A 19,208-nucleotide genomic window follows, 5' to 3' on the forward strand; every position below is an offset into this window, starting at 1 on the left:
ACAAAAAAGCCGGCATGAGGTGCTGCCTCAGCCGGCTTCCGGGAATCGACATTCCTGGCGCACTTCAGCCCTGCCCGGCACCCAGTACACGCACTTCGCGCTGCGGCAGGGCCAGCCGGATGGCTCGGGCACGCAGGACTTCCAGCAAGGCCTGATTGATTTCGCCGCCAGTCCGGCTTACATCCCCGACAGCCACCCACGGCCGCACGGCAATCCGAATGCCATTGTCTTCCAGCGCGGAAACCTGCACGACCGCAGCAGGTTCGGCCAGCACAGCAGGATTGGCCTGCAACACTTCACGCACGATTGCCAACACGCTGGCAGGCTCACACTCGTAAGAAACCTGCAAGCCTAGATCCAGCTGGCGCACATGGCCATAGTTGTGCAGGATTTCGCCGACCAGCTTGCGATTGGGCACCACCACGCGGGATTGGTCGGCATGCGTCAGCACCGTGTTGAAGAGGCTGATGTCGCTCACGATGCCTTCCACGCCAACAACGCTGATGTACTCTCCGATCCGGAACGGATGGGTAAAAATGATCGTCAGACCCGCAACCAGATTGGACAGCAGACCCTGCATGGCCAGTGCGATGCCGGCCCCAGCCACACCCAGCCCCGCAATCAGCGGCAGGAGCTGTACGCCCAGGTTCTGCAGCGCGATCACACCAAAGAGCGCCAGCACCGCGATACGCATCACACGCACTAGCAGCAGCTCAAGGTCTGGTTCGAGCTTCATGCGCATCAGCGAGCGCTTGAGCATCTTCCCGGCCCAGCGCCCGGCGTAGAAACCGGCACCGACGATGATCGCCGCAACGAGCACTTTGGGCCCGAAGCTGACGGCCTGCGTCACGACAACCGTCTGCACCTGATCCAGCATGGCCAGTGATTTATCCATCAGGAAGCACCTTGGAATAAAAGGATCAGGCCGGATTCAGCACGCGCACTTCGCGTTGCGGGAAGGGAATCTCAATACCCTCCTCACGGAAGCGCTGCAACACGGCCCGGTTCAGATCTGAGCGCAGGCCCAGCGTGCCGCTACCAGGATCCGCAATCCATACGCCGAGCTCGAGCGTCATGCCACTCTCGTCAAACGACACCAGATAGGCTTGTGGCGCCGGCTCCTGCCTCACACGTTCTGGCTTCCTGCCAATCTCTTCCAGGATGGGCAAGACACGCTCAACGTCGGTTCCGTAAGCGACCTGTACCTGCACCGCCACGCGGGTCTTCGGATCCACGAAGGAATCGTTCTGTACCACCGAGCCGACCAGTACCTCGTTCGGCACGATGAAATGCGCGCCAGTCAGGGCTCGCAGCACCGTGTAGCGCGTAGTGATGTTAAGCACCTCGCCCCGCTCGTTGCCGACCTGGATCAGGTTGCCGATCTTGATCGAGCGATCGAGCAGGATGATGAAACCGGACACATAGTTGCTGGCGATCTTCTGCATGCCCAAGCCCAGACCCACGCCCAGCGCACCACTGAACACGGAGAGGGCGGTGAGATCCAGCCCCACCAGTTCAACACCGACCAGGATGGAGACCAGGATCAACAGCGCCTTGGCCACCCGCGAGAGCACCACCTGCACGCTCGAATCCAGCCCGCCGGCCTGCATCAAGCGCGCTTCGATCACACCACCCAGCCACAGCGCCACAATCAGTGAGCCGAACACCGAGGCTACGCCCTGGAAAACGCCCCACAGCGTGATGTGGCTCTTGCCAAGCGGGATGACGAAGCCATCCAGCCAGGCAATCATCTCAGGCAGGATACCCACCAGATCCAGCGCTACGCCACACCATACCAGTGCGGCGATGTTGCGCCCGAAACTGCGAACCCAGAGAGCTTTGGGGAACGCATGCTGCACGGCGAACACTGCCATGCGGATACCCGCCATGGCCCACAGCAGTTGCACCGCCACCGCTACGAAATGCAGGGGCCAAGCATTGTGGTGGGCCACGAAGCGCATGATGCTCAACAACAGCACCCCCAGCAGCGGGAAGGCCAGTTGACGCATGCCGCTCGCGGCGGCATTCCCTTTTATCTGCCCGCGCACACCGCGCGCGAACAATGCCGCAGTCACCAGCAACACGCCAATCATGCCCAGTTCGCGCAGCGCGGCCGGCTGCTGGAACAGGCTCAGAATGTCGGCCAGCAAACTATTCATTAAGGACGACCCTCAAGCCACGCGCTCGAACACAGCGGCAAAGAAGCCATCCGTGCCATGCGTAAGCGGATCGAGGCGCAAGCGCTCACCGGTATCCAGTACGATTTTCTGCTGGGCCAGTACTTCGGTGGCAGAAATCTGCTTGAACTCCGGGTGCGCTGCCAGGAACGCATCCACAACCACATCGTTCTCGACATCCAGCAGCGAGCAGGTGGCATACACCAGACGACCACCTTTTTTCACCAGTTTCGAGGCCGCTGTAAGGATGCTGGCCTGCTTCTCGGTAAGCTCGATCACTCCGGGCTCTGTCTGGCGCCACTTCAGATCCGGGTTGCGACGCAAGGTACCGAAACCACTGCACGGCGCATCAACCAGCACGCGATCCATCTTGCCGGCCAGACGCTTGATGCGCGAATCGTTTTCATGGTCGATGGCGGCCGGATGGACATTGGACAACCCCGCACGCGCCAAACGCGGCTTGGCTTTCTGCAAACGCTTCTCGGACACATCGAAGGCATACAGACGGCCGGTGGAGCGCATCAGCCCGCCCAGCAGCAGGGTCTTTCCACCCGCGCCAGCACAGAAATCAGTGACCATCTCGCCACGCTTGGGCGCCACGAGGAAGCCCAGCAGCTGCGAGCCTTCGTCCTGCACTTCGAGGCTGCCATCAAGGAAGAGCGGATGCTTTTGCAGCGAAATCTTGCTCTCCAGACGAATGCCCAGCGGCGAGTAAGTACACGCCGTAGCCACGATGCCTTCGGCGGCAAACTGCGCCAGCACAACATCACGCTCGGCCTTGAGCGGATTCACGCGCAGATCCAGCGGACCGGGGCGATTAAAAGCTGCGGACAAAGCCAGCAGTTTCTCTTCACCAAACTGAGCTTCGAGACGCGTCGCAAGCCAGTCGGGCATATTGGTTCGCTCGCCCAGCGTCGTTGCAGTCCAGGCGGTGGACTTCACTTCGATGATCCAGTCTGACTCGTTCTTCGACAGCAGCGGATTCAGGTGGCGCTGCGAATAGCCTTCCACACGGATCAGCCAGGCCAGCACGAGCTTGCGGGCACGCACTGATTCGCCCACTACGGCCTGCAGCTGGCGCAAATTGCGCAGCACACCGTACACGGCCTCTGCTATGAAGGCACGATCACGTGCGCCAGCCTTCTTGTTGGCGCGGAAAAAACCGGACAGCACGCTGTCAGCGGGGGATTGGAAACGCAGCACGTCTTCGAGCACGTCGGAGGCTGCGTCCAGTTGAGCGGAGGTGATATTCGTAGTCATGTCGTGATTATCCCATTTGTACGCGCATTCCCGCCAACCGCGATGTGCATCGCACCCGGCATCCGCTGCGATCGCGCAAATCCCGGGCAAAAAAGAAGGCGGGCAAGCCCGCCTCCTCCCTGTCCGGACAGGTCCGACCTGTCAGGCTGCAGCTGCGATCTGGCGATGCTCCAGCAGAAGCTGGGCTCGGGTAGCCACCTTCTGCTCGCCCATACCGCCAAGAAGTTCCTTCATGTCCAGAATCAGCACGATCTGGCCATTCGACAAGGTGGTGACACCTGCCACGCCCTTGGGCCGGAAATCGTCCAGCGACTTGATTACCGCATCCTCACGCCCGGCGAAGGAGTCGATTGCCAGCACGAAGCTCTGTTCGGCCGACTGCATCAGCACGCCATACTCCGGCACACGCTCCTGCGGCCAGCCCAGCAAAGCGGCCAGCGTGACGATAGGCAGAACCTCGCCGCGCACCACCATGGTGGCGCGCCCGCCCAACTCCTGGACTTCCTTCGGCTCGATCGGCAGGATTTCGCGCACCATCGACAGCGGCACCGCGAACGGCTGATCTTCGAGGCAAACCAGTAGCACCGGCAGGATGGCCAGGGTCAGCGGCAGCGAGATGACGAACTCGGTGCCCTTGCCCAACACCGACTTGATCTCGATGGAGCCATTCAGTTTCTGGATGTTGGTGCGTACCACGTCCATGCCCACGCCACGGCCGGATACGTCAGAGACGGTACTGGCAGTCGAAAAGCCCGGCAGGAAGATGAGGTTGAAGCTCTGCCGCTCATCCATGGTGTTGGCTTCTTCATCCGAGATGAGGCCTTTCTCCAGAGCCTTGGCGCGCAAACGCTCGGCACTCATGCCGCGTCCGTCGTCCGCGACCACGATCACGATGTGGTCGCCCTCCTGACGAGCTTCCAGGCGCACGATGGATTTCTCCGGCTTACCGCAGGACATGCGCTCCGCCTGCAACTCGATGCCGTGATCCACTGCATTGCGAATCAGGTGGATGATCGGGTCGGAGAGATCCTCGATCATGGTCTTGTCGATCTCGGTATCTTCGCCAGCCAGCATCATCTCGACATCCTTACCCAGCGAGCGGGCCAGATCTCGAGCAATCCGCGGATACTTCTGGAACAGGCGGCCCACCGGCTGCATCCGCGTCTTCATGACCGCATTCTGCAGATCGGAAACCAGCAGGTCGAGCTGACTCACCGCCAGATCGAGTGCATGCAAGGTATCGGTATCGTTCTTGCCGTTGAGAATGTCACTGCGCAAGGCCGTGAGCCGGTTCTTGGTCAGGCCGATCTCGCCAGAGAGGTTGAGCACCTGATCAAGACGCGAGGTGTCGACACGAATCGAGTTGTCGCGCTGGCGCTCGCCCTCCCGACGCCCTCCCGGGGGGCCCTGATAACCTGGCTTGTCGGTAGAACGCCGCCCCACAGCAGCCTGAATGATCTCGGCTGCCACTGTTTCATTGAGGTGCGGATCCTCTGCTGTCGCAGTGACAGGAATTTCCGGCAAGCCACCCTCACCTGCCGGCGTAACACCGGTCACGGCATGGTAGTAGGCATTCCAATCCGGATCATTACCACCGGAGGACACTGCTGGCACGCTGGCTACAGGTGCCGGCGCCGGCGCAGCGACTGGCTTGGCGGGAGCCGGAGCACTGGAGAGAGTTCCTGCCAGCGCCTGCTTGAGTTGCTCAAGCAACTGAGCCTCAGCCGCCGCGGGCTGCAGGCCACGCTCCAGATCACCGAACATGGAACGCACGGCAGCAGTGGCACCGAGAATCACGTCCAGCATCTCGGGGCCGACCTTCAGTTCCCCCGTTCGCAACTTGTCGAACAGGTTTTCTGTCAGGTGGCACAGGGTCACCAGTTCAGCTGCATTCAGGAAACCCGCACCGCCCTTGATGGTGTGGAAACCCCTGAAGATCTCGTTGAGCAGATGCAGATCATTGGGATTGCGCTCAAGGTCGACAAGCTTGTTATCGACCCCGGACAGCAGATCCCCGGCTTCAATCAGGAAATCCTGCAACAGATCTTCCATTCCCGCGAAATCGCTCATGGCTGACTCCGGTTGTGTGCTGATGAATCAAACCTGTGCCCGGTACATGTAATGACCGGCATTCAGAACCCCAGGCTGTCGAGCAGGTCGTCGACCTGCTCCTGGCTGGTAACTACGTCTTCTCGCCCTTCGGCATTGACCACCGGGCCATTGAGCAAACCATCCTCGGCAGCCACCCGCTTGCTCTCCGGCATGATGTCGATCAGCACCTTAAGCAGGCCGTTCTCCATCTTGCTGGCCATGTCCACGATCTTCTTGATGACCTGGCCAGTGAGATCCTGGAAGTCCTGCGCCATCATGATTTCAAGCAGCTGCTCGTTGACGATCTTGCTGTCTTTCGCTGACTGATCAAGGAAGCTGCGCGTATCGGCAGCCAGCAGCTTGAATTCCGCCACGGACAGCTCCTTGTTGTAGAGCTTCGACCAGCGCGAACCAAGCTCGCTGGATTGCGTCTCGATGCGATCCTGAATCGGCTTTGCAATGTCAGTAGCATTGAGCACGCGACTAGCGGCCTGCTCGGTCATCTGCGAGATATAGGAGAGGCGCTGGCGTGCGTCAGGCAGCTTCTCGGCGGTCTCCTCCAGCATTCGGTCATAACCGAGCTGGCGGATGGTGTCGTGCAGCAAGCGCGTAAGCTGACCGATCTGCAGGAAAGCCTGCTGATGTCGCTCCTCGGGCGACATGCTGGACGCCGCCGCCACCACTTCCTTCAGATTGACCGTGTCCTCTACCGGATCTGCCGGTGCGGTCGCGACAGCCGCACCACCACTCGCAACGCTGTCGAACAGCGCCTGCAAGTCATCAGAATCCCCTTCATCCTTGACTACTTGTGCAACTGCCTTCGCTACCGCTGGGCTCACCGGCGCAGCAGCCGGTTCGGCAGTGTCCGTTATCGAATCGAACAGCGCTTGCAGTTCGTCGTTGTCACCAGATTCGTCCGCTTTCAGCCGTTTGGCCATGGTATCGGCTCCTAAGTCTTTTCAGTCCGCTGCGAGCCGGGGAGTCCCCGTACAGGCTCGCGATGTATCGCCTGAATGCAGGCTCACTTGCCCATCTTCTCGAAGATCTTGCCGAGCTTCTCGGAGAGGGTCGCCGCCGTGAAAGGCTTGACGATGTAGCCGCTGGCGCCGGCCTGGGCCGCTTCGATGATGTTCTCCTTCTTGGCCTCGGCAGTAATCATCAGCACGGGCAGATGCGAGAGCTGGGCATTGGCACGAATGGCCTTGAGCAACTCGATACCGGTCATGTTGGGCATGTTCCAGTCGGTCACCACAAAGTCGAACCCCCCTGCAGTGAGTTTCTGCATGGCTACGACACCGTCTTCCGCCTCATCGACGTTGGTGTATCCCAACTCCTTGAGGAGGTTGCGCACAATCCGACGCATTGTCGAAAAGTCGTCCACCACCAGGAATTTCATTTTCGGATCGGACATGATTGGTTTTCTCCGGATTAGTCCTTGTAGGCCTTCAAAAGATACGGGCGCAAAGTCTCGGCCAGTATCTCTGCATCAAATTTGGCAACATAGGCATCCACCCCTACCGCCTTGCCCATCGAGCGATTAGCCTCGGATGAGAGGGATGAATGCATGACGACCGGGATGCCATCGAAGCGCGGGTCGTTTTTGATGTTGCGGGTGAGCACGTAGCCATCCATCTCGGGCATTTCGGCATCCACCAAAATCATGCTGATCTCGTCGCTCAGGCGGCGCTTCTGCTGCTGCGCGTGAGTGGCCATGCCATCGAGCCGCGTCCAAGCCTCCAGACCATTGAGCGCGTGCTTATGGCGAACGCCGAGTTTGTCGAGCACTTCGGCAATCTTCTTGCGTGCAATCGCCGAGTCATCCACGAAGAAGATGTTGACCTCGACATCGCGGTCCAGCGCCATGATCTGCCCCACCGGAGCCTCGCCGAAGGTCTGCGAAAGGATGGTCTCCACATCGAGAATGGAGACGAGCTTGCCATCGGCCAGTTCGGTGATCGCAGTAATGTAGTTCTGAGTGGTGCCGGCCATGTTTTCGGGCTGGCGCACCTTGTCCCACTCGACCCGGATGATGCGATCCACGTCATGCACCAAGAAGCCAAGCGTGCGCTTGCTGTATTCAGTGACCATCATCGAACCGCCCAGACCTTGTCCCGGCTTGGCAATGCCAAGGATCTTGGCCAGCGACAGCACCGGAATCACGTTGCCGCGCAAGGAGATCAAACCTTCCACCCCGGTTGGCATATTGGGCGCACGGGTGATGAAAGGCGTCTTGGAAACCTCACGCACCTTAAACACGTTGATACCGAAGGTTTCATTGGTACCAAGCGCGAAGAGCAGGATTTCCATCCGGTTGGAGCCCGCCAGTTTGGTGCGGGCATCTACGGCTTCGAGCAGATTGGGGTTTGCGTTTTCCATGACGATCCCTTGCTATCGATCAGGCCAGAGCCTCAGGGTTTTCTTCCGGTGCCAGCATGGCGCGAACCGCGCCCGCCAAACGATGCGGCTCAAACTTGGGCACGTAACCATCCACCCCGACAGATTTGCCCAGCGTCTGGTTCGAACTGCTGGAAAGCGAGGAGTGCATCAGCACCGGCACCCCATCAAACCGGGGGTCGGTCTTGATTTTCTTGGTGAGGATGTAGCCATCCATTTCCGGCATCTCGACATCAGTCAGCACCAGATGCAGGATCTCCCACACCTTGCGGCCGGTCAGCTCGGCATGCTTAGCAATGCGTTCGAGCTCATCCCAGGCCGCCCGGCCATTGACCGCCGCGATTTGCTTGACGTTCAGCGCATCGAGCGTCTTTTCGATCTGCTTGCGGGCCACGGAGGAATCATCCGCATAGAGCACGGTGAAATCGCGCTTGAGCGGCTGAATGTCCTTGAAGAGATAGTCATCGTCGATCTTGGTGGTCTCAGCCAGCACTTTCTCGACGTCCAGCATCATGATCAGCCGATTGCCTTCGAGTTCGGTCACGGCGGTCACCAAACCACCCATGCGGCTGGTCATCATGTCCGGCGGAATGCGCATCTGCTCCCAGTCCAGACGCAGGATGGTATCCACTGCTTCGACCAGAAAACCTTGGGTGTGGCCGTTGTACTCGGTCACGATCATGATCTCGCGCTTGCCATCCGGATCAATCCCGCAATACTTGGCCAGATCCACAATCGGCACCAGCTGGCCACGCAGGGACACCATCCCCTCCACGCCATCCTGCATCTCCGGTGCCGCAGTGATCGGCGGCGTACGCATCACCTCACGCACTTTGAATACGTTGATGCCGAAGCTCTCCTTGCGCCCGGTGCGCACATCGGTACCGAGTGAAAAAAGCAGGATTTCCAGCTTGTTGGTGCCGGCAAGCCGCGTACGTGCATCAATGTTCTTCAGCAATTCCGACATGGTGTTCTCCACGTGTTCTTGTCCGCCGCGTTCTGACTGGATGAGCCAGAGCGCTGCCCCTGAGGGTTTTACGGCACCCGGCGGATGAACTTGAGTGGGTCAGAAGCGGCACCGCTCAACGCGCTGCGAGCCTTGCCTGCCATGAAGCCACCCACGCCGGGTGCGATGCGCCGGGCACGGAAAGGCTCAACGCACCGAATGAATATCGGTCGCACCGGAAACAACTTGAGAGGGAAAAAACAGCCGGAACTTCAGGGCAGGAGGACTGCCCCGCCCCGCAGGCTTTCGCCGCAGGGCAGGCTTTCAACTGGGCAGGACGCTCAGCTGATAGAGAAAAGCTTGGAGAAATTAGCGATATCAAGCACCTGACGCACACTGCCCTTCACGCCAACCAACGCCACATCCTTGTTGGCAGCCTTGGCCTTGTCGCGCAGCATCAACAGCATGCCCAGCGCCGAGCTATCGAGGTAGGACACGTCTCCCAGGTCCACTTGCAGCGGTTTGCTGCCAGCCTGTCCGAGCAGACTATCCACCGCATCGCGGAATTCACGGTGCGCCTTGAAATCGAAGCGCCCTCCCAGTCGCAGCACTGCTTGCGAATCATTTACCGTGACTTGAGCTTCCATCGAGATTCTCCCGTTACTCCAAGCTGTTCAAATTCAAATTTGGCACGCACAGCGCCTGTACCTACTGGCCGATTACGTCATCTGCCGCCGCAGCTTGAGACATTATGCCCAGCCGGGTGCCTACGTGCCACGCAAACTATTGATCACCCGTGCGGGAATCTCGCACAGAGGGGCTATTTCATTAGCTGCGCCATTCAGCGTAGCCTCACGCGGCATCCCCCACACCACACAACTTTCCTGATCCTGACAGATATTCCAGGCGCCTGCCTTGCGCATCTCCAGCATTCCGGCTGCACCATCCTTACCCATCCCGGTCAGCATCACGCCGACGGCATGTTTGCCGACTTCACGTGCGCCGGCGTGGAACAGTACATCAACCGACGGTCGGTGACGATTGACTGCCGATTCACGCGAGAGCTCGCAGCGAAACCCGCCCGCTGCCCGCCGCACCAGCAAGTGCGAGTGGCCGGGCGCAATATAAACCGTACCGGGCTTGACCGGCTCACCATCGTCAGCCTCTTTCACCGTCAGGGCACACAAACCGTCAAGACGCCGCGCAAACGAGCCGGTAAACATCTCCGGCATGTGCTGCACGATCAGGATGCCCGGCATTTTCTCAGGTAGCGCCGTGAGCAATGCTCGCAGCGCTTCCGTCCCTCCCGTGGACGCACCGATCAGAACCAGACGCTCCTGCAATACCCTCGCGGGCAGGTGCACATCCAGCGAAATCGAGCGCCCTGCCAGGCGCTGGCCAGCTCCCGCAACAGGACGGGCAGGTCTGCGGGCCTGCCGAGCTATCCGGATTTTTTCGCAGATTTCGTTGGCGCAGGCATGAATGTTAGCAAGTGGATCAAGCTTGGGTTTTGATACATAGTCAATAGCGCCCAATTCGAGTGCTCGCAAGGCAACTTCGGAGTCGCGCTCGGTGAGCGCAGACACCATCACCACCGGCATCGGGTCGCTGCGCATCAGTTGCTCGAGAAAAGCGATTCCATCCATGCCCGGCATATCTACGTCGAGCGTGATCACCTCGGGCCGCAGCGCCCGGATCAGGGTGCCGGCTTCCTGAGCGTTACGCGCCGTACCAGCCACCTGAAGATCAGGTGCAGCATTGATGATCTCGGCCAGCAAGGAACGCATGAGGGCCGAATCATCCACCACCAGCACGCGGGTTTTGCTTGTCATGAGCGCCTCAGGGCTTGCTCACCGCTTGGTCCGCGCGGGCATAGACAGTGCGACCGAGGGAACGGAAGAGCTTGGCCGCATGGATGAAGTTCTCCGAATGCCCTGCGTACATCAAGCCGTTTGGCTGCAGCAAGCCAACGAAGCGCTCCAGGATCTTGTACTGCGTGGGCTTATCGAAATAGATCATCACGTTGCGGCAAAAGATCGCATCAAAGCCCTCACGCAACGCCCACTTAGGATCGAGCAGGTTGATCTGACGGAAGGTAATCAGGCGGGTGAGTTCGGGGCGTACTCGCACATGGCCATCCTGCTCACCGGTGCCGCGCAGGAAAAAACGCTGCACCCGTTCACGACTCAGGCGTTCAACCCTGTCGGCGGTGTAGATGCCCTTCTGACCATGCGCCAGCACATTGGTATCAAGATCAGAGGCGATGATTTCCACCGGCGGATTGTTGCCGAAGACTTCGCAGGCGGTGATCGCCAACGAGTACGGCTCTTCACCGGTAGATGCTGCACTGCACCAGATGCGGAAAGGCCGGCGATCGGGACTCTTGCGCATCTGCTCCGCAAGCAGATCGAAGTGATGTGCCTCGCGGAAAAAAGAAGTCAGGTTGGTGGTGAGCGCATTGACGAAAGCCTCCCACTCGGCAGGGCCACCACTGCGCTCGAGGTGATCGAGGTATTCGGTGAAGCGCTTGAGATTGAGCACCCGCAAACGTCGCGCGAGGCGGCTATAAACCATGTCCTGCTTCACGGGCGACAGCGATATGCCTGCGTGCTTATAGATCAGGCTACGTACCCGTTCGAAATCCTGCGCAGTAAACTCGAATTCACGTCCGCCCGTGTCAATCCGCTTGAGCGTATCGTTGATCTGTGCACGGGACGCCGCACCGGCAGCGCCCCCCCCGACAGGCAACGCCGACGGTCGCGAAGCAGCGCTGACACTGGCCCGGGCCGGAGTGGTGGAAGCAAGGCCGCCAAGGCCAGATGCGCCAGGCTTGTTACGCTCGATCATTGCAAACTCCTTGTTGCAGTTGCCAACGCTGCAATTGGATGGCCGCAGCCTGCGCTGCACCTGCATCGATGCCCAGCCCTCGCAAACGGGCATCCAGTAGTTTCTCCAGCAGCTGACGTGCTGCATGGCAATCGGCAATGAACGCAGCATTCTGCGTGTCATACCCCCTCCCTGCATGACGCAAGGCATATTCCAGCTCGGCCGCCAAGGCTCCGATCTCGTTGAACCCGAAAGCGCCACTATTGCCTTTGATGCAATGCGCAGCCCGGGATGCAGCGTCCGCCGTGGCCGCATCCCATCCATCCTGCAGAAGATGCTCAAGACTCTCAGTCAGCCGCTGCACACAGGAGGCTGACTCTTCGAAGTACTGTGGCAGGTAGCGGCTCAGATCGATTTCCATCCTCAGCCCCCATTCTCAGCGGCGGCGCGGCAACTGCGGAATGCCGGCTGCGGGATCCAGAATCTGCCGTGCCCCCTCTACGATCGGCGCCGGCTCCAAGGGCTGATCGGCCTGAACATCCAGACTGCCGCCCTCCTGGCGCATCGCATCCTCAGTGCGCTTGTTCATCACGATCAGCGTGATGCGCCGGTTGATCGGGTTGAAGGGATCGCTGCGATCCAGCGGAATAGTGGACGAAAGGCCTACAACCCGCATGATCTTGCCTTCATCCATACCGCCAGCAATCAGCTCGCGACGCGAGGCATTGGCGCGGTTGGCAGATAGCTCCCAGTTGGAAAAGCCACGATTGCCGCCGGCATACTGGGCGGCATCGGTATGGCCGGAGATACTGACCTTGTTCTCGACCTGATTAAGCACCTGACCAATCGCCCGCACGATGGACTTGGTGTAGGGCTTCATCTCAGCCCCGCCGGAATCGAACATCGGCCGATTCTGTTCATCCACGATCTGAATGCGCAAGCCCTCAGAAGTGAGATCCAGCAAGAGTTGGCGCTTGAACTGGCGCAAGTCTGGCGAAGCCTCGATCACCGCCTCAAGCTTGGCCTTCACATCCTGCAGGCGCAGGCGCTCCTCTTTCTCCAGCGCCTCCTGCATGGCCTTCTTGTCCATCTGCGCCTTGCTATCGGGCATCAGCTCCTGAGCATTACCCGCAACCGTCTGTGAATCGACCGGAGCGACCTTCACTTCATTGATTTTCTTGCTTTCTTGATAGCTGCTCTTGGCAATCTGGCCCACAGACTTGGTGAGATCCTGCCCCCCCCCTTGGATCGGTGAGGTCGCGCTACCGGAGCCGGGGCCCCCTGCCAGCGAAACCTTGAGCGGATTCTGGAAGAAATCCGCAATACCTTTCATGTCGCCCTTGGTCGTCGAACCAAGCAGCCACATCAGCAGAAAGAATGCCATCATGGCCGTCACGAAGTCCGCATAGGCGATCTTCCAGGCACCGCCGTGCGCACCGCCGCCGCCTTTCTTGATGCGCTTGACGATGATGGGTTGTTGATTGTCGCCGCTCATGGCCCCTGTGCCCCTGGTATGCCGGAATGCCGCTTATTTCTTGCGACTCTTGATTTCGCTTTCCAGCTCGGTAAAGCCTGGACGATCCGACGAGAACAAGACCTTGCGTCCGAACTCCACGGCAACCTGAGGCGCATAGCCACTCATGCTGGCCAGCAGTACCACCTTGATGCACTGGTAAATCTTGGCACCCTCTTCGCACTTTTGCTCCAGCTGCGAGGCAATCGGCGCCACGAAACCATAGGACACCAAAATACCGAGAAAGGTACCCACCAGTGCGCCACCAATCATCTTGCCCAGCACCGCCGGTGGCTCACCCACAGACCCCATCACATTCACCACCCCCATCACGGCTACCACGATACCGAAGGCCGGTGTGGCATCGCCAGTCTTGGACCAGATATGGGCTGGCGCATGTGCTTCGGCATGGTGGGTCTCGATTTCCATGTCCATCAGGTTTTCGAGCTCGAAGGCATTCAGATTGCCGCCCACCATCATGCGCAGGTAGTCGCAGAGAAATTCGACAGCATGGTGGTCGTGCAGGAAAGCCGGATACTTGGAAAATATCGGGCTGGAATCCGGATTCTCGATATCGTTTTCGATCGACATCAGGCCCTCCTTGCGCACTTTCGCCAGGATCTCGAAGAGCATGGCCAGCAGCTCAATGTAGAAGGCCTTGCTGTAGGGCGAAGGTTTGAAGAGGGTCGGCAACGCAGCCAGCGCAGCCTTGGTGTTGCGCATCGAGTTACCCGCCACCAGGCCACCTATGGTCAGGCCGACAATAGCGATGTACTCCAGCGGAACGAAGAGCGCGGCAAGACTGCCGTGCACCGCATAAGTGCCGACGGAAGCCGCAAGAATGATCACATAGCCAACGATCAGGAGCATCGCGGGAGCCTTGTACGATACGAATCAAACCGACTGGACGAAGGGCTCACTACCCGCCCCCGAACCTGCCGCATCACCCGGGCGACAGAAACTTGCCCGGACCAGTATGGGTATCGGCCCCAGTGCGCAAAACTTGACGCATCCGAAGGGCAAAAAAAACCGCTGGACCTGCCAGCGGCTTGCAATGCCCTGCCTGCGCAGAGCCGGGGAAACAGGGAGGAGAAATGATCTCAGGCGACGGCGCTGCGAGTGTCGCGCATCGGGCGCTTGCCCTTGCCTGCACGGGCCGGTACATGACACAGGCCACAGACGTAATCGTGAGTCGGGTCAAACGCATGAGCGACAAAGCTGCCGCCACACTTCGTGCAGCGGCTTTGCTGCAACATCTTGGCTTCGAAAAAACGCACCAGGGTCCAGGCCCGGGTCAGGCTCAGCACCTGCTCGAGATCATTGGTTTCGACCTGTTCGCGATACATACGGAAAGCCTGCAGCGTGGCGGCCAGGCCTTGCAGGCCGGTATTTTGGGTCACGAAGCCGCGCAGCGACATGTAGAGGGAGGCATGCACGTTTTGCTGCCATGGAATGAACCAGTCCGTGGAGAAGGGCAGCATGCCCTTGGGCGGTGATTCGCCACGGATTTCCTTGTAGAGCTTGAGCAATCGCTCACGCGACAGGCCGGTTTCCGACTCCAGCATCTGCATGCGGGCGCCCAACTCGATCATCTCGATCGCAAGCTGGGTCTCCTGCGCATCCTGAACCAGACTTTTCATCCGCATGACAGTCTCCCAGGCCATCAGGCCAGATGTTCGACCGGTTTGGTGGTGGCCAGAATGGTGGCGTGGATGCGTGCAGCTGCATTCTCGCGGCCATGGTTGCCAAGCAGATTCAGCAACAGGGAGTCGTCAAAACGGAAGCGGCACAGCAGCATGTCGCTGGAGGCCATGCGCAGGATTTGCGCTGGAGAAAGATTCTGGATGATGTCGGCAACATCTTCACCGATGCCGAGCTTGAACATTGCACCTGCACGATCAGCCTGGATCAGCTGCTGGGACAGCATCAGATAGGAAAGATTGAGTTCCCGGATTTCGCTGCTCACGTCCATTTTCATGATCACCTCCACTGCGTTTTGAAGAAGCCCTGTTTTCGGGCTCTATGGGATTGCATTGTGGCCCGCAAGGGGGCGACAACCAATCAGGCAGCGTCGGAAAATGCTGTAGCAATAGACGACAGCAGGCATGTAGGAATGCTACCTACATGCCAAGCGCAGACGGGTACGGAAGGGCAGATCGAAGCGACTTTACGGCCTTAGTGTTCGGGTTTACGACTGGGCCAGGCAGAACTTTAGGGCAGCCTGTGAAATTTTTTCCAGTCCGCAAACGGCGGCCCGCCGCAGGCGGTTTTCCAGCATTCAGGCCATACCACTGCCTGTCGGGCGCAACTGCGGCGCAGCCACCCGGTTCCGGCCAGCCTGCTTGGCCATGTAAAGGCCTTGGTCTGCACGCTTGAGCAGACTCTCGGCATCGGGAATGGCAGCATCCCGACAGGACACCCCGGCACTCACGCTCAGCTTCAGATGCATCAGACCGGAGGAAAGCTGCGCCTCATCTACAGCACGGCGCACCCGCTCAGCACACACCATGGCCGCTTCAATACTGGAGTCCGGACAGAGGACCACGAACTCATCACCGCCCATGCGCGCAACCAGATCATGGGTGCGCACCGCGCTGCGGATCGCTACCGCCACCTGGCGCAGGGCGGAGTCGCCCGCGTCGTGACCATAGGTGTCATTGATCTGCTTGAAGTGATCCACGTCCAGCATGATGCAGGCCAATGGACGCTTACTGCGCAACGAAGCCGCCCACTCCTGCACCAGGCGCTCGCTGAAAAAACGACGATTGGGGAAGCCAGTCAGCGCATCGGTCAGCGCGACCTCCTGCAGGCGGCGATTACTCACCGCCAGCTCGGCCGCAAAATGACGGATTTCCTCGCGATCCTGTTCGATCTCACCATGCAGGGACGAAAGGCGCTTGCCAGCGCTCAGCCGAGCCAGCAACAGACGATGTGCCACAGGCTTAGCCAGCATGTCGTCGGCGCCGGCATCAAAAGCCTCCAGCGCCATTTCCTCGCTGTTGCAATCGCCCATCACAAGCACATAAATGCCGCGCCCGATGCGCGTCTTGCGCAAGGTGAGCAGCAGCTCGGTGGCGCTCACATCAGGCATCTGCCAGCCAAGCAGCATCATGTCGGGGCAAAAATCGAGCGCCAGCTCGGTCGCCGAAAAGCCGTCGCTGGCTTCAGCCACCTCATAACCTGCTTCCAGCAGAACCTGACGCAACTCCTGGCGCACCTCAGCCACCGCATCCACCAGCAGCACCCGCAGAGCACGTGACACTGGCGAAGCCCCGTCAGGAGAAGTTGTGGCTTCAACCGCAACAGAGAGCGGAGGGCTCGGCGGACGCAACAGGCGCTCGAAGGGAGGCAGTTGCTCCGCATGCACATGGAGCAAAGCGCCCCACTCCACCCACTCAGCCACCACGCCATCCGCCAGTACGGCAACGGCCTCCTCATCAAAGGACAAGCGCGAACCAGCCATCTTGAGGCTTTGCATCATGGCCGGACGCTCAGCCTCGGGCGCCATGCACAGGGCACTCATCTGGCGCGCAAGACTCAACGATAGGCTCAAGGTCGCGTCACGCGAGCCTTCCGGATGCGAACTCTCAAGGCCGGAGGCCACACAAAAGGCTGCATCCGTAAACAGACGCGGCAAGCCCCAGTCCGCCAGCATGGCGGCACCGAGCTCAGCATTGGTCATGGCAAAACTGCGCGATTCAAGCGCCAGCAGGCGGGCGATGTCGCCCTGCGCATCGTGGCAGATGACGGCATAGTCGTGCGGGTAGAGTGTCGCCAGCGCCAGCTCGCCGACCCTTGCCAGCAAGCCCACACAATAGGTTTCGTCCGGCGCAGCAACCCGGGTGCGCAAAGTAACCGCCTGCAGGGCCACTGCAGAGAGCAAGGAAGTGGACCAGTAGCGACCGTAGTCGAACCCCTCGCAAGCGCCGCTGCGGTGATTGTTGAGCAGCGAAAAACCCAGAGCCATATTGCGTACGGCCGGCATACCCAGCACGGTGAGGGCATCCTGCACGGACACGACCGGACGACGACCATAGCCGATCACACCATTGGCAGCCTTGATGAGGCGGCCGACAAAAGCGGGGTCGGTGCGGATGAGCTGGGCAAGCTCTGCCATCGAACACTCATCCAGCTGCGTCATGCGCATCACGGCCAGGGCAACGCCCTTGGGTGAGGGCAGATCGCCGGAAGCCTTGAGTTGTTCGAAACGGGAAACGTCGATCGGGGGAGCCATGAAAAGTCGGAGTCCTGCAAACCGGGTTGAAGCCGGCCACTCATGGCCAGCGCAAGCAATCGATCCGGTTAACGACAGAATGCGCCGAAGCTTGACCGCAGAATCCCGTTAGCCCGCGGGGGCCCGCCCGACCCGGTTACGCCCTGCCCGTTTGGCTGCATACAGGGCGGTGTCGGCTGCCACCATCAGCTCCATCAGATGGGTATAGGCCGGAAAATGCGCGAGGCCCGCGCTGAAAGTCACCGAAAAAATGCCTTCATCATAGGCATGATAAATCCGCGAAAACCCCTCACGGATGCTGTTCAGACGCTCTTCCGCCTGCTCCAGAGTGGCGTCGAAGAACACGATGGCAAACTCTTCGCCGCCGTAGCGCCCCACCACGTCGGAGCGGCGCAGGCGCTGCTTGAGGTAGCGCGCGAGAGTCCGCAGCACACGGTCCCCCACAGCATGACCGTAGCTGTCGTTCACACGCTTGAAATGGTCGATGTCAAGAATCGCGTAGCACACCGGCAGCGCCTGACGCTCGCCCTGAAGCAGCGCCTGCTGCAGCAAGGCCTTGGTCTTCACATGATTGAACAGGCCGGTAAGACTATCTTCCACCATCATCTTGCGCAGGCTGCGATAGCGCTCGGCCTTGGCCATCACGGTATTCACGAGCTGGGCCTGGCTGATCGGCTTGGTAAGAAAGTCATCACCACCATGGCGCATCGCTTCGAGCTGGATTTCGACACTCGTTTCGCTGGTCAGATAAACGATCGGAATGGATTCAAAAGCCTTGTTCTGACGAATGATTTTTGCCACTTCAAGGCCGGTACAGTCCTGCATGTGAAAGTCCAGCAGCAGCACATCCGGCGAAAAATCCAGCAGCGTCTCGAGCACCCGGTCGGGCTCGCGGATCGCCCGCAGGCTGAGATTGGGCATCGGCTCCAGCGCCTTCTTCACCGAAGCCAGCACGGTGGCCGAATCATCCAGAATCATGACCCGGTAGGGCTCTTCGCGCGCCGGGTAGGCCAGCGGATCAAGTGCATCCACGAGCGTGCTGACCGTGAGGGGCAACTGAAAAAAGCCCTGGGCTTCCAGCCTCACCGCCTGCAGACGCAGATGAAAATCCCCTTGCTGCGACATTGCAAACCACTTCAGGCCAGCCTGATTGGCCTGGCGGATCAGGGCTCGGGTCTGCAGATCAACCTGCGCTGGCAGATCGATCAATACCGTCACCGCCCGCTGCGCCAGCGCGAACTGCATGCCACCCATGAAATCGGAAAATACCCGGAAACTGTAGCCGTAGTTCTCCATCTGCAGGAGCAACTCGGCCATGCTCTCCACTTCGGGGGTCAACACGATCACCAGTGGCAGACCTTCGTTTTCACCAATCGTCAGATCACTCTGCTTACGACGCGGCGTCAGGCTGCAAGCATCGCGCACGGCGGCAAATACGTTGGGCAAGAGCAAATCGGCCTGGGATTTCTGCGCCTCTCCCGGATCCGCCAGTCCAGCCAGCATGCCCAGCAAAGGACGCAAGGCGACTTCCAGTTCAACCAGACCCTGTTCGCGTGCAAGACCATGCAAGCGATCGCAATGGAGCATGAAGGCAGCCCAGAATTCGAGGTCGTGACTCGCCTGCCAGACCATTTTCCAGGCCAGCACCATTTCATTCCAGGCATCGTGAATATCACGGCGTTTAGTCATGCGACCCGCTTTTTTAGCTACAAGCTGAAAATTGTAGATCTAGCGAACAGTTACAATCAGGGTATTCCGCCGGCCGGC

The 19,208-nt window shown here is 59.7% G+C and carries 18 protein-coding genes; all 18 read right to left on the minus strand.

Features of this window, described 5'->3' with window-relative positions:
- Window positions 1-64 precede the first annotated feature (64 nt).
- Entirely contained in the window at window positions 65-895 is an 831-nt protein-coding gene (locus HJ583_RS09920) for a mechanosensitive ion channel family protein (RefSeq protein WP_170021763.1), read from the minus strand.
- Window positions 896-920: 25 nt separating this feature from the next.
- Window positions 921-2,159: a mechanosensitive ion channel family protein gene (locus HJ583_RS09925; protein ID WP_170021764.1), complete on the minus strand. Its 1,239-nt coding sequence runs from the start codon at window positions 2,157-2,159 to the stop codon at window positions 921-923.
- 12 nt (window positions 2,160-2,171) lie between these two features.
- On the minus strand, window positions 2,172-3,437 hold the full coding sequence (locus HJ583_RS09930) for an RsmB/NOP family class I SAM-dependent RNA methyltransferase (protein ID WP_170021765.1): 1,266 nt from the start codon (window positions 3,435-3,437) through the stop codon (window positions 2,172-2,174).
- A gap of 141 nt (window positions 3,438-3,578) precedes the next feature.
- A complete protein-coding gene (locus HJ583_RS09935; protein WP_170021766.1) occupies window positions 3,579-5,507 on the minus strand; it encodes a chemotaxis protein CheA in 1,929 nt (642 codons plus the stop codon).
- Between the two features lie 62 nt (window positions 5,508-5,569).
- Entirely contained in the window at window positions 5,570-6,466 is an 897-nt protein-coding gene (gene cheZ / locus HJ583_RS09940; protein ID WP_170021767.1) for a protein phosphatase CheZ, read from the minus strand.
- Window positions 6,467-6,549: 83 nt separating this feature from the next.
- Window positions 6,550-6,939 carry a chemotaxis response regulator CheY gene (cheY, locus tag HJ583_RS09945; protein ID WP_216821720.1) on the minus strand — a complete coding sequence of 130 codons (390 nt, stop codon included), beginning with the start codon at window positions 6,937-6,939 and terminating at the stop codon, window positions 6,550-6,552.
- Between the two features lie 17 nt (window positions 6,940-6,956).
- Window positions 6,957-7,904 (minus strand): chemotaxis protein, encoded by a 948-nt coding sequence (locus HJ583_RS09950; RefSeq protein ID WP_101942504.1) that lies wholly within the window; start codon window positions 7,902-7,904, stop codon window positions 6,957-6,959.
- A gap of 19 nt (window positions 7,905-7,923) precedes the next feature.
- Entirely contained in the window at window positions 7,924-8,889 is a 966-nt protein-coding gene (locus HJ583_RS09955) for a chemotaxis protein (protein WP_170021768.1), read from the minus strand.
- A gap of 320 nt (window positions 8,890-9,209) precedes the next feature.
- Entirely contained in the window at window positions 9,210-9,515 is a 306-nt protein-coding gene (locus HJ583_RS09960) for an STAS domain-containing protein (protein ID WP_170021769.1), read from the minus strand.
- A 120-nt stretch (window positions 9,516-9,635) separates the two neighbouring features.
- Window positions 9,636-10,700, minus strand: coding sequence for a protein-glutamate methylesterase/protein-glutamine glutaminase (locus tag HJ583_RS09965; RefSeq protein ID WP_170021770.1), 1,065 nt, complete (start codon window positions 10,698-10,700; stop codon window positions 9,636-9,638).
- 7 nt (window positions 10,701-10,707) lie between these two features.
- The gene (locus HJ583_RS09970; RefSeq protein WP_170021771.1) at window positions 10,708-11,715 is read right to left on the minus strand and encodes a CheR family methyltransferase; all 1,008 of its coding nucleotides are present in this window, start codon (window positions 11,713-11,715) and stop codon (window positions 10,708-10,710) included.
- The gene (locus HJ583_RS09975) at window positions 11,702-12,115 is read right to left on the minus strand and encodes an Hpt domain-containing protein (protein WP_170021772.1); all 414 of its coding nucleotides are present in this window, start codon (window positions 12,113-12,115) and stop codon (window positions 11,702-11,704) included. The genes HJ583_RS09970 and HJ583_RS09975 overlap by 14 nt, the downstream gene beginning before the upstream one ends.
- A gap of 15 nt (window positions 12,116-12,130) precedes the next feature.
- Window positions 12,131-13,189, minus strand: a complete 1,059-nt coding sequence (motB, locus tag HJ583_RS09980; protein WP_170021773.1) for a flagellar motor protein MotB — start codon at window positions 13,187-13,189, stop codon at window positions 12,131-12,133.
- 33 nt (window positions 13,190-13,222) lie between these two features.
- Window positions 13,223-14,077, minus strand: a complete 855-nt coding sequence (motA, locus tag HJ583_RS09985; RefSeq protein WP_170021774.1) for a flagellar motor stator protein MotA — start codon at window positions 14,075-14,077, stop codon at window positions 13,223-13,225.
- A gap of 230 nt (window positions 14,078-14,307) precedes the next feature.
- Window positions 14,308-14,853 carry a flagellar transcriptional regulator FlhC gene (gene flhC, locus HJ583_RS09990; protein ID WP_170021775.1) on the minus strand — a complete coding sequence of 182 codons (546 nt, stop codon included), beginning with the start codon at window positions 14,851-14,853 and terminating at the stop codon, window positions 14,308-14,310.
- A gap of 17 nt (window positions 14,854-14,870) precedes the next feature.
- Window positions 14,871-15,185 carry a flagellar transcriptional regulator FlhD gene (flhD, locus tag HJ583_RS09995; RefSeq protein WP_170021776.1) on the minus strand — a complete coding sequence of 105 codons (315 nt, stop codon included), beginning with the start codon at window positions 15,183-15,185 and terminating at the stop codon, window positions 14,871-14,873.
- 300 nt (window positions 15,186-15,485) lie between these two features.
- Entirely contained in the window at window positions 15,486-17,441 is a 1,956-nt protein-coding gene (locus HJ583_RS10000) for a sensor domain-containing diguanylate cyclase (protein WP_170021777.1), read from the minus strand.
- A gap of 108 nt (window positions 17,442-17,549) precedes the next feature.
- A complete protein-coding gene (locus tag HJ583_RS10005; RefSeq protein WP_170021778.1) occupies window positions 17,550-19,130 on the minus strand; it encodes a GGDEF domain-containing protein in 1,581 nt (526 codons plus the stop codon).
- Window positions 19,131-19,208: the final 78 nt, after the last annotated feature.

Origin of the sequence: Uliginosibacterium aquaticum (assembly GCF_012972705.2) — a bacterium.
Lineage (GTDB): Bacteria > Pseudomonadota > Gammaproteobacteria > Burkholderiales > Rhodocyclaceae > Uliginosibacterium > Uliginosibacterium aquaticum.

Excerpts from the sequence above, each read along its gene's own strand:
- HJ583_RS09920 (WP_170021763.1), bottom strand. The coding sequence starts at position 895 with ATGGATAAATCACTGGCCATGCTGGATCAGGTGCAGACGGTTGTCGTG.
- HJ583_RS09925 (WP_170021764.1), bottom strand. The coding sequence starts at position 2,159 with ATGAATAGTTTGCTGGCCGACATTCTGAGCCTGTTCCAGCAGCCGGCC.
- HJ583_RS09930 (WP_170021765.1), bottom strand. The coding sequence starts at position 3,437 with ATGACTACGAATATCACCTCCGCTCAACTGGACGCAGCCTCCGACGTG.
- HJ583_RS09935 (WP_170021766.1), bottom strand. The coding sequence starts at position 5,507 with ATGAGCGATTTCGCGGGAATGGAAGATCTGTTGCAGGATTTCCTGATT.
- cheZ (WP_170021767.1), bottom strand. The coding sequence starts at position 6,466 with ATGGCCAAACGGCTGAAAGCGGACGAATCTGGTGACAACGACGAACTG.
- cheY (WP_216821720.1), bottom strand. The coding sequence starts at position 6,939 with ATGTCCGATCCGAAAATGAAATTCCTGGTGGTGGACGACTTTTCGACA.
- HJ583_RS09950 (WP_101942504.1), bottom strand. The coding sequence starts at position 7,904 with ATGGAAAACGCAAACCCCAATCTGCTCGAAGCCGTAGATGCCCGCACC.
- HJ583_RS09955 (WP_170021768.1), bottom strand. The coding sequence starts at position 8,889 with ATGTCGGAATTGCTGAAGAACATTGATGCACGTACGCGGCTTGCCGGC.
- HJ583_RS09960 (WP_170021769.1), bottom strand. The coding sequence starts at position 9,515 with ATGGAAGCTCAAGTCACGGTAAATGATTCGCAAGCAGTGCTGCGACTG.
- HJ583_RS09965 (WP_170021770.1), bottom strand. The coding sequence starts at position 10,700 with ATGACAAGCAAAACCCGCGTGCTGGTGGTGGATGATTCGGCCCTCATG.
- HJ583_RS09970 (WP_170021771.1), bottom strand. The coding sequence starts at position 11,715 with ATGATCGAGCGTAACAAGCCTGGCGCATCTGGCCTTGGCGGCCTTGCT.
- HJ583_RS09975 (WP_170021772.1), bottom strand. The coding sequence starts at position 12,115 with ATGGAAATCGATCTGAGCCGCTACCTGCCACAGTACTTCGAAGAGTCA.
- motB (WP_170021773.1), bottom strand. The coding sequence starts at position 13,189 with ATGAGCGGCGACAATCAACAACCCATCATCGTCAAGCGCATCAAGAAA.
- motA (WP_170021774.1), bottom strand. The coding sequence starts at position 14,077 with ATGCTCCTGATCGTTGGCTATGTGATCATTCTTGCGGCTTCCGTCGGC.
- flhC (WP_170021775.1), bottom strand. The coding sequence starts at position 14,853 with ATGCGGATGAAAAGTCTGGTTCAGGATGCGCAGGAGACCCAGCTTGCG.
- flhD (WP_170021776.1), bottom strand. The coding sequence starts at position 15,185 with ATGAAAATGGACGTGAGCAGCGAAATCCGGGAACTCAATCTTTCCTAT.
- HJ583_RS10000 (WP_170021777.1), bottom strand. The coding sequence starts at position 17,441 with ATGGCTCCCCCGATCGACGTTTCCCGTTTCGAACAACTCAAGGCTTCC.
- HJ583_RS10005 (WP_170021778.1), bottom strand. The coding sequence starts at position 19,130 with ATGACTAAACGCCGTGATATTCACGATGCCTGGAATGAAATGGTGCTG.